The organism is uncultured Sanguibacteroides sp., from assembly GCF_900543425.1.
Taxonomy (GTDB): domain Bacteria; phylum Bacteroidota; class Bacteroidia; order Bacteroidales; family Marinifilaceae; genus Gabonibacter.
In genome coordinates, this window is the sequence record NZ_UQRQ01000008.1 from 18,911 (window position 1) to 32,617 (window position 13,707).

The 13,707-nt window shown below is 40.8% G+C and carries 13 protein-coding genes and 1 other RNA gene; 5 read left to right on the top strand and 9 right to left on the bottom strand.

Annotated features, from left to right (window positions below; all coding sequences use genetic code 11):
• Positions 1-32 precede the first annotated feature (32 nt).
• Both QZR76_RS05815 and hcp read left to right on the top strand, forming a co-directional pair.
• The gene (locus QZR76_RS05815; RefSeq protein WP_294141259.1) at positions 33-869 is read left to right on the top strand and encodes a 4Fe-4S dicluster domain-containing protein; all 837 of its coding nucleotides are present in this window, start codon (positions 33-35) and stop codon (positions 867-869) included.
• Positions 870-901: 32 nt separating this feature from the next.
• A complete protein-coding gene (hcp, locus tag QZR76_RS05820) occupies positions 902-2,554 on the top strand; it encodes a hydroxylamine reductase (RefSeq protein ID WP_294141261.1) in 1,653 nt (550 codons plus the stop codon).
• Positions 2,555-2,606: 52 nt separating this feature from the next.
• Here hcp and QZR76_RS05825 read toward each other — a convergent pair whose 3' ends face one another.
• The 5 genes from QZR76_RS05825 to QZR76_RS05845 form a co-directional block, all read right to left on the bottom strand.
• Complete coding sequence (locus tag QZR76_RS05825; RefSeq protein WP_294141263.1) at positions 2,607-3,893, bottom strand: glucose-6-phosphate isomerase; 1,287 nt, start codon at positions 3,891-3,893, stop codon at positions 2,607-2,609.
• A gap of 15 nt (positions 3,894-3,908) precedes the next feature.
• On the bottom strand, positions 3,909-4,496 hold the full coding sequence (locus QZR76_RS05830; protein WP_294141265.1) for a bifunctional nuclease family protein: 588 nt from the start codon (positions 4,494-4,496) through the stop codon (positions 3,909-3,911).
• A gap of 86 nt (positions 4,497-4,582) precedes the next feature.
• On the bottom strand, positions 4,583-5,791 hold the full coding sequence (locus tag QZR76_RS05835; RefSeq protein WP_294141267.1) for an L-serine ammonia-lyase: 1,209 nt from the start codon (positions 5,789-5,791) through the stop codon (positions 4,583-4,585).
• 102 nt (positions 5,792-5,893) lie between these two features.
• An RNA gene (gene rnpB, locus QZR76_RS05840) (RNase P RNA component class A) lies at positions 5,894-6,240 on the bottom strand.
• Between the two features lie 49 nt (positions 6,241-6,289).
• Positions 6,290-6,880 (bottom strand): YqgE/AlgH family protein, encoded by a 591-nt coding sequence (locus tag QZR76_RS05845; RefSeq protein ID WP_294141269.1) that lies wholly within the window; start codon positions 6,878-6,880, stop codon positions 6,290-6,292.
• Positions 6,881-6,949: 69 nt separating this feature from the next.
• On the opposite strand from QZR76_RS05845, the gene QZR76_RS05850 reads away from it, so the two are divergent.
• Entirely contained in the window at positions 6,950-7,531 is a 582-nt protein-coding gene (locus QZR76_RS05850; protein ID WP_294141271.1) for a DUF4294 domain-containing protein, read from the top strand.
• 231 nt (positions 7,532-7,762) lie between these two features.
• Here the strand turns inward: QZR76_RS05850 and QZR76_RS05855 are convergent, their stop codons facing one another.
• Positions 7,763-8,662 carry a hypothetical protein gene (locus QZR76_RS05855; RefSeq protein WP_294141273.1) on the bottom strand — a complete coding sequence of 300 codons (900 nt, stop codon included), beginning with the start codon at positions 8,660-8,662 and terminating at the stop codon, positions 7,763-7,765.
• Between the two features lie 536 nt (positions 8,663-9,198).
• Between QZR76_RS05855 and holA the strand changes: the two genes are divergently transcribed.
• Both holA and QZR76_RS05865 read left to right on the top strand, forming a co-directional pair.
• Positions 9,199-10,209, top strand: coding sequence for a DNA polymerase III subunit delta (gene holA / locus QZR76_RS05860; protein WP_294141275.1), 1,011 nt, complete (start codon positions 9,199-9,201; stop codon positions 10,207-10,209).
• A gap of 18 nt (positions 10,210-10,227) precedes the next feature.
• A complete protein-coding gene (locus tag QZR76_RS05865) occupies positions 10,228-10,716 on the top strand; it encodes an HAD family hydrolase (protein ID WP_294141277.1) in 489 nt (162 codons plus the stop codon).
• A gap of 88 nt (positions 10,717-10,804) precedes the next feature.
• On the opposite strand, the gene QZR76_RS05870 is transcribed toward QZR76_RS05865, so the two are convergent.
• Genes QZR76_RS05870 through QZR76_RS05880 form a run of 3 tightly spaced genes read right to left on the bottom strand, consistent with a single transcriptional unit; the run spans position 10,805 to position 13,692 of the window.
• Positions 10,805-12,088 carry a hypothetical protein gene (locus QZR76_RS05870; protein ID WP_294141279.1) on the bottom strand — a complete coding sequence of 428 codons (1,284 nt, stop codon included), beginning with the start codon at positions 12,086-12,088 and terminating at the stop codon, positions 10,805-10,807.
• Positions 12,089-12,107: 19 nt separating this feature from the next.
• Entirely contained in the window at positions 12,108-12,302 is a 195-nt protein-coding gene (locus QZR76_RS05875) for a hypothetical protein (RefSeq protein ID WP_294141281.1), read from the bottom strand.
• Between the two features lie 16 nt (positions 12,303-12,318).
• Positions 12,319-13,692, bottom strand: coding sequence for a RagB/SusD family nutrient uptake outer membrane protein (locus QZR76_RS05880; RefSeq protein ID WP_294141283.1), 1,374 nt, complete (start codon positions 13,690-13,692; stop codon positions 12,319-12,321).
• Positions 13,693-13,707 lie beyond the last annotated feature (15 nt).

Consider the following 13,707-nt stretch of genomic DNA (forward strand, 5'->3'; position numbering starts at 1 on the left):
AAAGCAATCTTTGTCATATAAAAATGAAAAAAATGAAACGTACCATTATTAAAATCGATGAAGCCCTCTGTAACGGATGCGGCATATGTATAAAAGGCTGCCACGAGGGAGCCCTGCAACTTATCGAGGGAAAAGCCACTCTTATCAGTGAACTTTATTGCGACGGATTGGGAGCATGCCTCGGAGATTGCCCTCAGGGAGCTATCACCCAAGAAGAACGGGAAGCAGAAAAATACGATGAGAAAGCTGTTATCGAGAGATTGATACCCAAAAGGAAAGAAGTTATTAAAGCCCATTTACAACACCTGACGGATCATAAACAACTGGATTTTTTAAAAGAAGCGTATGAAGTTCTTCACCAGTATGGAATTCATGATATGCAAATTCAAACCTCTCACCCCGCATCCTCTTTTTCCTGTCCGGGCTCAAAACCCCAATTTTTCGTACCTAAACCTTCTTCTACAATTTCCGGGCAGGAAGAGGCAGGCGGAGAGTTACTACAATGGCCGATACAATTGCACCTGTTATCGCCTACGGCTCCCTATTTTCAGGATACAGACCTGCTAATTGCGGCCGATTGCACGGCCTACACTATAGGAAACTTTCATTCCAAATACCTGAAAGGTAAACGGCTGGCTATCGCTTGTCCCAAATTAGATGACAAAAACAAAGTTTATATGGAAAAAATCAAAGCCATCATCGATCAGGGGAACATCAATACCCTAACCGTTATGGTCATGGAGGTTCCCTGTTGTAGCGGATTATTGCGCGTATGCGAGTCGGCAAGATTGCAAGCCGAAAGAAAGATTCCGTTGAAACTTATTAAGGTGGGCATTCATGGAGAGATACAGGAAAACCAATGGCTATAAAATTCGTAATAACACTTTAATACCTTAATACTATGGAAAATTCAATGTTTTGTTTTCAATGTCAGGAAACGGCTCACGGAACGGGCTGTACTCTTCGCGGTGTTTGCGGTAAGGATAGTGAAACCGCCAATACGATGGATTTACTGCTATTTGTCGTAAAGGGCATATCCATCGTCCATAACGAATTACAAAAAGATCAAACAGAAGGGAATCAACAGGTAAATCAATTTATCGTAGATGCTCTCTTTTCAACCATCACCAATGCCAACTTCGATCGGCAAAGCCTTGTAACCCGGATTGAAAAAGGACTACAGTTAAAACGACAATTGATATCACTCGCCTCGGAAAAGAAAATATACCTTCCGAAAACAGAAGAAGTTTACTGGGAAGACACAACCGACACTTTTTCCGAAAAAGCAAAAGAGGTCGGTATTTTAAAAGAAAAGGACGAAAATGTCCGTTCTCTGAAAGAACTTATCATCTACGGCCTGAAAGGAATGGCTGCTTACCTGGAACATGCCATACGCTTAGGAGTCGACGATGAATCCATCCATCATTTTATTCAAGAAACCCTTGCGGCAATAACCGTCAGACAATTATCGACAGAGGCCTTGACGGCTCTCACCGTGAAAACAGGAGAATATGGTGTAAAAGTAATGGCACTTCTGGACAAAGCCAATACCGAACGTTTCGGACATCCCGAAATAACCCAAGTAAACCTCGGTGTCCGTAAAAATCCCGGTATTCTAATCAGCGGGCACGACCTGAAAGATATGGAAGAATTATTACAGCAGACAGAAGGAAGCGGTATTGATATTTACACTCACGGCGAGATGTTACCCGCTCACTATTATCCGGCTTTCAAAAAATACGGACATTTCGTCGGTAACTACGGTAATGCCTGGTGGCAGCAACGGGAAGAATTCGAATCGTTTCACGGCCCGATTCTCTTCACGACGAACTGCATCGTACCTCCCCGGCCTTCCGCCTCGTACAAAAAGAGGATGTTCACGACAAATGCTTCAGGATTTCCGGGTTGTAAACACATCGAAGCCGATTCAAACGGTCATAAGGATTTTTCCGAAATCATCCGGTTAGCCAAAGAGTGCTCGGCTCCTTCGGAAATTGAACAGGGATATATCATAGGGGGATTTGCACATAATCAGGTACTCCGGTTAGCCGATAAAATTGTAGAGGCCGTAAAAAATGGCTCCGTCCGGAAATTTGTTGTCATGGCAGGCTGTGACGGTAGAATGTCCAACCGTAACTATTACACCGAATTTGCCCGGGCCCTACCGAAAGACACGGTTATTCTCACGGCCGGGTGCGCTAAATACCGCTACAATAAATTACAATTAGGAGATATTCAGGGGATTCCCCGCGTATTAGACGCCGGACAATGCAATGACAGTTACTCTTTGGCCGTAATTGCATTAAAGTTGAAAGAAGTTTTCAATCTGCAAAACATCAACGAATTACCCATCATATATAATATCGCCTGGTACGAACAAAAAGCAGTTATTGTCTTACTGGCTCTACTTAGCTTAGGAGTGAAACAAATTTACCTGGGCCCCACCTTACCGGCATTTCTCTCACCCCGTATCGCCCAAGTATTAACCGATACGTTCGGTATCGGTTCGATTACCACGGTAGAAGAGGATATCAAAAATATGATTTACGCGTAAATAAAAAGGCGGCAATAATATGCCGCCTCTATTTTTTATTTCAAAGATCGTTTTACTTATAACCCGGTTTTCCTAAAAGAGCGAACATATTATTCTTATAGGCTTCCACACCCGGTTGGTCGAAAGTATTTACTCCCAAGATTCCACCCGAAATACCACATGCCAATTCGTAAAAATAAAATAACTGTCCCAAATAGTATTCCGTCAATTCGGGTATTCTGATTTGCATATTGGGAACACCCCCTTCAACGTGGGCTAACCGGGTCCCTAACTCGGCCATCTTATTGACTTCGTCTACCCTTTTACCGGCCAAATAATTCAGTTTATCCAGATCTAAGGCATCACAGGGTATCTGTACTTCATATTTTGTTTTCTCTATGGAAAGTACGGTTTCAAATAAATTACGCCGTCCATCCTGTATATATTGTCCCATAGAGTGAAGATCCGTAGAAAAATCCACACTGGCGGGGAATATACCTTTATGCTCCTTACCCTCGCTCTCGCCAAACAATTGCTTCCACCATTCACCTATAAAATGCAATTTAGGATTATAATTTACCGTTATCTCTGTCGTGTAACCTTTCCCGTAGAGAGCATTTCTTACGGCAGCGTAATCCATCACGATCTTACGCCCCTCGCCCAAGGTATACTTCTGCATATCAACAGCTCCTTTAACCAAAGCTTCGATATCAAATCCCGCCATAGCGATCGGCAACAAACCAACCGGTGTAAGTACTGAAAAACGGCCTCCCACATCGTCCGGGATGACAAAAGTAGCATAGCCCTCCCGGTCCGCTAACGTTCTCAAAGCTCCTTTCTTCTCATCCGTAATCGCCACAATCCGTTTGCGAGCTTCTTCTTTTCCGACCTGTTTTTCTAACATCTCTTTCAATAAACGGAATGCAATGGCAGGTTCTGTCGTCGTTCCCGATTTTGATATTACACACAACCCAAAACTCTTGTCATCCAAATATCGTTGAAGTTCATACAAATAATCTTCGCTCAAATTATGACCAGCAAAAACGACCTGTTTACAACCGTCAAAACTTCCGGACATAGCCTCGATAACAGCCTTTGCACCTAAATAAGAGCCTCCTATTCCGATCACGATCACGACTTCCGAACGCGATCTCAGATCCCGGGCACAATCGTTTATCTTCGTCAGTTCGTCACCTGAAATTTGAGTGGGAAGGGAGAGCCAACCTAAAAAATCATTGCCTTTACAAGTACCTTCTATCAGTCCTTCTAAAGATAAAACAGCTTTTTGTCGTTGGGAATCAATCTCCTTTTCTGTTACAAAATTCAAAACTTTCGTGTAATCAAATTCGATGCGACTCATAGTAATGATATTAAATTAATCTGAATTTTTCGCTTTTAACATATCCCTGAAACGAGAGGCATTTTCGTAATCTTCATTTTTTACAGCCTCTTCCATCAAACGGGTCAACTCCTCAACCGATAGTTCCTGATTGGACTCCGTGACCGCAGGTTCCAAATCGTTTGCCTTCACCTCCTGCTCCAGCATCTCCTTCTCCGGTACAGAAATAGAGGTCTTTTCCACCACTTCGGGAGTCGTATATATCGGACAACCGTACCTTAAAGCTAAGGCCACGGCATCCGAAGTCCGCGCATCAATACGCAACTCTTTTTCCTCTTGCTTAAAAAGCAACTCTGAATAAAATATTCCAGCCTCCCAACGATAAATAAAGATTTCTTCCAAGGTTACGTTCAACCCATCAGTTAACCGTTTAACCAAATCATGAGTAAGCGGGCGCTGCGTCTGAAGATGCTCCAATTGTATCGCTATGGATTGAGCCTCGGAAATCCCGATGATGATCGGAATCCGATACGTATCATCCAGATCGGAAAGGACTAACGCGTATGCTCCTGACTGAGACATACTATATGATAATCCTAATATTTTTAATCTTACTCTATCCATATTGTCTAAATTACTTCAAACTTCGTAATAGTATTTGACAAATTAACGTCTATTACCCGATTTAGTTTCAAATTTAACGAACAAACTTACTTCCGTATGGGAGTCCGATAGATACGAGCCAACCCACCCAGACTCGTTTCCCGGTATTTAGCCTGCATATCGCATCCGGTTTGCATCATGGTTTCCACGACATCGTCGAAAGAAACCTTATGACGGCCATCGGAAAACAAAGCGTAAATAGCACATTCCCTGGCTTTTTGGGAAATAAAAGCATTCCGCTCTATACATGGAATCTGCACGTATCCCCCTACCGGGTCACAGGTCAATCCCAAGTTATGTTCAAATCCCATTTCTGCAGCATACTCTACCTGCATAGGTGTTCCTCCCAATATTTGTGCAGCAGCACCTGCTGCCATAGCACAAGCCGTACCCAGCTCTCCCTGACAACCGACTTCCGCTCCCGAAATAGAACCGTTTGTTTTTACGATATTACCGATCAATCCGGCTGTCGCCAACCCTTTAATAATCCGACGATCACTAATATTCTGATCATGCTTTAAAAAATAAAGGACCGAAGGTACGACTCCGGCAGATCCGCAAGTGGGCGCCGTTACGATACGTCCCCCGCCGGCATTCTCCTCAGCCACGGCCAAAGCAGCCGCAAAAACCATCCCCATGTGCCGTAAAGTTCCCGCGGATTGTTGTGCTCTAATATGATAAGAACAAGCCTTTCGCGCCAATCGCAGATTTCCCGGCAAAACACCTTCATTCTCCAGCCCATTGTGAATCGCCTCCGTCATCACCTCCCATACTTCTGTCAGATAATCGAATATTTCAGGCCCCTCATGCAATTCCACGTACTCCACGAAAGAACGCCCTTCCGCTTTGCACCAGTTCAAAATATCCGTCATTTTAGTATCCGGATAAACCTCTTCTTCTTTAAAAGTTCCTTTCTCATCCCATAAAGCTCCACCTCCGACACTATATACCTCCCACGAATCCGTAAGACGATCCCCCACGAATGCCTCGAAGAGCATTCCATTCGGATGATGAGGAAGAGTTTTTTCCGGCTCCCAGATAATTTCAGTCTTATCCGGATTATCGATCATTCGTTGGATGGCACTATCTGTCCCATGTCCCCGTCCGGTAAGAGCCAAACTACCGAATAAAGTTATCCGGTACAAATCAGCCTCCGGATTTTTCTCTTTAAAATACAAGGCAGCACGTCCCGGCCCCATCGTGTGACTGGAGGAAGGACCATAGCCTATTCTGAATATTTCTCGAATTGATTTCACCTTATACCCATTTTAGATTTATGATTTTAAATTTCAGATTACATACCTTCCATCGATATGATCCTTCGAATGTTCTCTGTAATCCTCTCTCAATCTTCAATAAAAAAAAGCAGGCCTATAAGCCGGGTTCCGTACCTTACGGTTTCTATCATTTATCTAGTCTGCAGATCTCTCTACAGCTCAAGCGACCTACCCCCTAACATCAGCCGGGCCGGCCTAAGCGTTAGTGTACATGGTCTTGCAACTCGTGAGATGTACGGCTACTCCGGTCACCCGGAATACCGGTGGGCTCTTACCCCGCCTTTTCACCCTTATTCCACAGAGGGAACGGTTTTTTTCTGTTACATTACTATACCCTTTCGGATATCTTCCCGTTAGGAAGCACGATGCCCTATGTTGCCCGGACTTTCCTCTCTCCTTTTCAGGACAGCGATAGAACGGCCTGCTTTTATCATCTTCTATTTTTTCATCAGGCGATTTTACTTTATCTCCCGATTCTCAGTTCATAATAGGATCCTCCGGGAAATTAGCCCAAATCTTGTATCTCCCTCCCAAGCTTCCCATGGATTGTTCCCACAATTGAGGATTCGGCAACTGAAACAAAACCTCTGTTTCTATGTCTCCGACCATCCAAGAATTTTCTTCCAGCTCTTCCTGCAGTTGTTTTCCGTTCCAACCACTATAACCCGCAAAAAAACGTACGTCACCCGACGTCATTTTTCCCGCTTTCAACCATTCGGAGAGAAGCTGAAAATTTCCTCCCCAATAGATCCCCTCCCTTATCATTAAAGCTCCGGTCAAATCACTTTTCCGGTGAATATAATAAAGTTGATTCCGCTCCACGGGTCCCCCCAGGTACACCGGTAACTCGATCCCCTCCAATCCCTTTACCAATTGGGATGTAGTATACGGTAACGGCTTATTCAACACAAAACCGACACTTCCCGTTTCATCGTGCTCAACCATATAGACCACGGAACGATTAAAATAGTTTCCCTGCAAAAAAGGTTCTGCAATCAAAACCTTTCCGACCTCCACTCGATCACTATTGTGTCGTATCCTAAACAGATCCTGAAATTGTTCTTCCACGATATTCGCTTTAATTAATCAAATATAACCATTAAATTTGTATGCCTATATCTATGCAAAGATAATACAATGTACAAAATATTTTTCATATTACTGCTATCTTTATTTATGAACAGCCTTACTTCCGGGCAAAGCAAGGTATTACCGGTCATCGTCATCCAAAACGATACACTCCCCCACGTGCAACTGCCCGAGGTTCTCGTAAGGGTCAGAAAAAGAAACCACAATTACTACGAAAGGCAACATCAAAAATACAATCGTATGGTTCATAACGTACGAAAAGCACTTCCGTATGCCAAGATCGCAGCTCAGAAAATCAATGAAATAGAACAAAAACTAAATACCGTCCATTCCGGAAAAGAGAAAAAAAGAGTCATAAAGGAAGAGTACAAACAACTGATGAAAACCTTTAAACAACCTTTGATGAAACTTACCGTCACGCAAGGTCGAATACTGATACGTTTAATCTATCGGGAAACTCAAAATACCTCTTTCCATCACATCCGGGAATACAAAGGCAGTGTAAATGCCTATTTCTGGCAATCCATTGCCCTGCTTTTCGGAAACAACCTGAAAGCGGATTACGCCCCCAACGGCAGAGACCGGGAAATCGAAGAGATTGTCATCCAAATTGAAAAAGGAGAACTATAAATAATAGACAACTAACACATGTAAAATATCGACTAATTTTTGATCTACAACCTCTATCGATGTAAATTAAATTTATCATTGGATAATACCAACAAAACAAGGATACACCTGCAATATAATCTAACCAATCAGATGAATAATACGATTGTTTCATTGAATAAGGCTTATCAATAGTAACTAAAAATGTGTTTTATGAATAATTACTATTGATATCGCCTTATATTCTTAACTCTAGTCTCGCTTTTCATTTATCAAAAAACAGTCCCAAGAAAATTCTTTTTTATCATAATCGATAACAGCTTCTACCTGAACACTGACGGGTTTACCATTTAGAATTGCCGGAGCCCATTTCACCTCGTGACTAAATAATCTTCCAGGAAACATTTGTCCTCTCATAAAGGAAGCTAACTGTATATGAGACAAATTATCGATATATTTCAAATTTGAAAAATAGCCTTCCTTATTTATGATAAAACTAAACTTTAATGTTCCAAGGATAGGAAACTTTATTAACTCAGGATATTCGAATTTTTCTACTTTATCATCACACTTGTTATAAATATGCATCGCCACCTGATGTATATATCTGGTTAAATTATACCTCTTTCCATTAATTCTTTTATCCAGTTCCCCCCAACCAGGCCCTTCATCAAGAACAATCATACTCCCGTTTAAGGCGAGAGGAATAGTGAAACGCTGCTCTGAAGTAACTTTTTTACCGGCCTTTACATTCGCTTTCCATTTGCCGGAAATAGATATAATACGCTTTATCTCATCAGCAACTGTTGTATCCTGCAAATTCTCCACCACACAATTGTTAATTTTTCCTTTTTTAGTTAAAGTAAAATAAGTCACAACGTCGATCTTCTGAAATATCGTATCTGCATAAATCAGGTTGCTAAACAAGTAATCTGAATCCATTAGATTGACACTAAATGGAATATGCTCGTGAAGCAATCGATCAGACAACCAATCAGGAAAAATCGACTCTATGTTCTTATTTTTACATAAAGCCTTTTTGTCTTGCTCTTCCCCGAAATCGTTTCTATTGGCTCGTACGATTAAAGTGAATAGACTTATAAAAACGACGAGAAGCCCAAAAACACGCCTTTTAAATAGATTATACATCATTCTACTCTTTTATATGATTAAATTTCTATTGCAAAATCAGATGACAAATTCAATTAAATTCAGGTAAGTATTCACTATTACCAAATGATTCACTATCTTTTGTACACGCATATACAATAGATAAAATCAACATTGAAATAATTATTAGATAATTTCTTGTTTTCATAATTATTAATCTACAAGTGATTATTTTCAAAATAATTTTTAAATATATATCATATATACTTTATAAAACTAATATTTCAATAACACAAATATCAATATTACAGCATATAATCATATATCAAATGCAATATTAATTAAAATAAACAACAATTGCAAACACAATTGTGATATTTTAATCCATAAAACATCAATACACACGAACAATGCAACCAATTTTAGACATCTTCAAAATCGAAGTAAACTATTAAATAGCCTCTCAACCTTCAAATCTCTCAATTACTGAATCCCTTAATCGCAATTCCCATAAACGAGTATACTATTTACCATAGTCAAGCTCCTATCAGTAATAATAAATTTATTACTTTTGTGACATGAAATACGAAGACATCATAGCGGATTTGAAAAAAGGGAATTATACTCCAATCTATTTTCTAACGGGTGAAGAGCCCTATTTTCTGGATAAAATCAGTGAATGGATTGAAGAACACGTTCTTTCGGAAGACGAAAAAGCATTTAACCAGGTCGTCTTTTACGGGAATGACGTCTCCATGACCACGATCACCGATACGGCCCGTCGGTTTCCCATGATGTCGCCACGCCAGGTTGTCATCGTAAAAGAAGCCCAGAACATACGGGACTTTGATAATCTACTCCCTTATATCGATCATTTCCAACCAACAACCATACTCGTATTCCTATATAAAAACAAAAAACCGGATAAACGAAAAGGTGTTTTTAAGAAGCTGGGAAGTTCTAAAAACTGTGTCTATTTTGAATCCGCCAGACTGTATGAAAATAAAATTCCGGATTGGATCATCAATTACTGTAAAGAAAAAAAATGTATGATCACCATGAAGGCGGCAGGAATTTTAGCCGAAAGTTTGGGAAACGACTTGAGTAAAGTCGCCAACGAATTAGATAAGCTCATGCTGTTACTACCCGGAGGGGGAGAAATTAAAGAAAATCTGGTAGAAGAACATACCGGGATCAGTAAAGAGTATAATACCTTCGAGTTAATCAACGCCATCATTCGGCAAGATCATTTAAAAGCGAATCGTATTGTCAATTATTTTGAGGCCAATCCCAAAAACAACCCGTTGGTATTAACCATAGCGACATTATTTAAATACTTCAGGGATCTATTGACCTTTCATTACCAGAAAAAAACCACCCCGAATCAACAGGAAATGGCTCGACTGCTCGGTATTAACCCCTATTTCATAAAAGATTACACGGAGGGAAGTAAAAAATATAACGCCATAAAATGCGCTAACATCATTTCATGGCTACGGGAATACGATATGAAATCCAAAGGAGTCGGAAACAGTAATATTTCAGATGGAGAACTATTAAAAGAGTTGATTTTCAAAATTATGCATTGATACAAAATTTCGGATAACATGAATAAGGCAGTCTTTTTAGATCGGGACGGAACCATTAATTCGGATGAAGGGCATTACTATATATACAAAAAAGAAGATTTCACTTTTAATCCGGGAGTCATCGAAGGTATCAAACGCCTGAACGAGGCCGGTTATTTAGTGATTGTAGTGACCAATCAGGGAGGAGTGGCCAAAGGAGAATACACCGAAAAAGAGGTCGAGCTTTTACACGAATACATGTGCTCGGAATTGGCAAAAGCAGGAGCTCACATAGACAAAATTTACTATTGCCCGCATCACGACAGCATTTCGAAATGCAAATGCCGGAAGCCTTCGCCTTATATGATTGAAAAGGCCATAGAAGAATTTGATATTGATAAATCGACCTCACTTTTGATCGGGGATGGGACAAGGGATATTGAAGCAGCCTCGGCTGCCGGAATCAGGGGCATCAAAATACCTAAAAATAGCGATATCACTCCCGTTATAGATGCTATTTTAAGTTAACACCCACATTTCAAAACAGAGCGGATTTTTACAAATCCGCCCCATTTTTTGCAAGTCAAAATATGTATTGTCAAGCCTACCTATAACTTCACTCGACTTTGGTAAACTGGAATACTAAGGTATAGTAATCCGACATCGGATATTCTCCGACAACTTGCCACGGATATTCCGGATGTGTCGCAACATAATAACATTTTGTCAAAAAGTCTGTCGGGACATAATCGTAAATACGGAGTTCCAATACTTTCCCTTTACGCAGAAGACGCATTCCAACAACACCTTCCTCCTCGTTTACATTTGCGGCCGAATAACTTTTGTTTACCTTTCCGAGTTTCACGGTCATCACATCCTCATAACCCATTGTTGCTGTTTCGTTTAAACGAGTAGACTCTTCCTTTATAATTTCAACGGAACAATTCCGTAAGTAGTGAGCTAAATCTCCCGTCACGCCATCCACATTCAAGGTATTTCCATCAGGATCAGCAGATAGGCGAACCACATCCGTAGTATTATTATTCACAGGCAGATGTTCACAATCTACTCCCGTTTTATCCTCATAGCTTGCCATTCGACGGACAAAAGCCTCGTCCGTGAAGCCTTCAAACCTCCACTCCCCTTCGATATCTTTAAATTGTGTAGGTCCGCTAACCGTTACCGTTGTGGAAGCATTACCTCCCGCTTCAATAAGTCCTCCCTCCTTTATTCTCAAAATAACCTTATCCTTTCCTTTCTCCTTCTTCAAAAAGCGAAGTGTTACTATCGCATAGGCTTTCATAGCCCCCATGTATAACTCCTGTTCTCCCCCGATAATTTCATAATGTTCGTTTAATACGGCCGTCGAAGCAGGATCTATTTCGAAAGGAACATAAACCTCCGTCTTTTGGTACATATAATCGTTTCCCCCGACCTTCAGACCAACGGCTATCTCTTTCTCGGCTTTCAAGTCATAAGAAGTCGCATTGAAAGAACAACTGAAAACATCCCTTATCTCCACGGGAATCATAGCTACTCGATTATTCCACAATTCATACCCCTCTACTCCGTTTAAGGCCAAACGGATTTCTCGTTGAGGAGTCACATTCTCTTTAGGTGTAATCCATACCGTATCTATCGATTCTCCGGGTTGAAGTGTAAATTCCTTCGTCTCTATCGTGTAATCCTCATCTAAAACCGCCGTTCCTGAAACGGTAAAGGGAACCACGACTGTCTCCTTAGCCGGAGTCGATGCTATCAATTCTACTGCTAACGGGGTTTCCGCCTTTAAAATATAGATCGGCCGACCGAAACTCAATGTCGGCAAATCATTGTCGTCATTCTTGCAACTTAACAGAAACAAGAATAAAATCAAATTATATAATAATATTCTTCGCATACACCTGTACTATTTTAGTTTAATCACCATAAGTTTCATTGTAAGCCTCCCGCTTAGCCTGAATCACATCCCGTTCCGCATTCGTCAATTTCGCAGGAGTAGGTAAAACAAATTCATTACTGACGTCACTCAATCTCTCGGGTATATCTTCCGCATCATCGCCACAAGCCGCAAAAGATAAACTTATCACCATTAGAATTAATATATATTTCATCGTATTACGCTTTAAATTAATATTTACTGTATTCCGGATTCTGAACAATAGAAGGATTCAGTACTATATCCGACTTCGGAATCGGAAAAGTGTAAAGGAATTTCAATGTTTCGTATTTTACGCCGCTAACTCCCCACCAGAACTCGGGGCGTCCATTCCGTTTCAATTCGTACCAACGGTCTCCGTTCTCCATGTACAGCTCTTTTCTCCGCTCGTTCAGGATGGCAGCCATAAGAGGAGTTAAGGCTTTACCCGTGGCATCCACCTGTATACGGGTCGACGCATCTACTGCCGGTAAATTACTCATCGTGTAGGTCACGTAAGATTCGATCCGGTTTTCCCTCAAAAGGTTCAGGTAATGTAACGCATTATCATTGTCACCCAAATGAGCATAACACTCGGCTATAACCAAACACATTTCGGCGCTTCGGATGGCAGATCGAAGTGTTTTATTGTTCAATAATTTGTTCGTGAAAAAAAGATTATAACGTACATCATTCTCTTTCTCCACAAACAGATTGATTAAATCTTCAGCGACAGGACGAGTTTGAGAGTAACCGAAACTCAAATCCGTATAACCTTTCGTTTTTGAAGTGCCGGCCCGTAATAATTCATTACCGGTCTGTGCTACTTCACTTGTCATCATCTCTTTATACGCCTCTCCTTTGAGCAAAGGATAAGTTTCCAATATCTCTTTAGCAATAGGAATAGCCAAATCCCATTCCTGTGCCCAGAAGTAAGTTCTGGCCAAATAAAACTTGGCTACATTTACATCCAATCGGTATTTCTTATCCGTTTGATTCATATCGATTGCGGCCTTCAGATCCCTCACTATAAAATCAAACGTTTCTCTCAAGGTTGCCCGTGCGGGTTTTGCTTCCATATCAAATCTTTCCACGAGTGGGATTCCATTCATTCCGGAGGCTTTCGCGTTATCAAAAGGTTCACAAAATTCCCGCATCAAATTATAATAACACATCCCTCGTAAAGTATACGCCGTAGCCACAACCTTTTTTCCCAATTCAGAAGACTTGTCTTCCATCTCACCCAAAATAATATTACAATCCCGAATTTTCTCGTAAATATACTTGTACCGGCTCGTCATCGAATTGATATCCGTTCCCACGTAAACTTGCAAGCGGGAAGATAAACTTAAATCTCCATCCAAATTATCCGAATAACATTCGAATGACAAGGTTTTCGTATACTCTCCGAATACATAGTAATCACTGGCTTCATCCAGATTACGCAAATAGTAATGTATCAAAGAAGAAAACTCTTCCGCTGTTTCGGGAATCACCTCGCTCTTTTTTTTCACATCCAGATATTCTGTACACGAGAGTATTCCCAGAAATAATATACCCGTAATATATAAATTAATCCTTCTCATATTTTCATTTTTAAT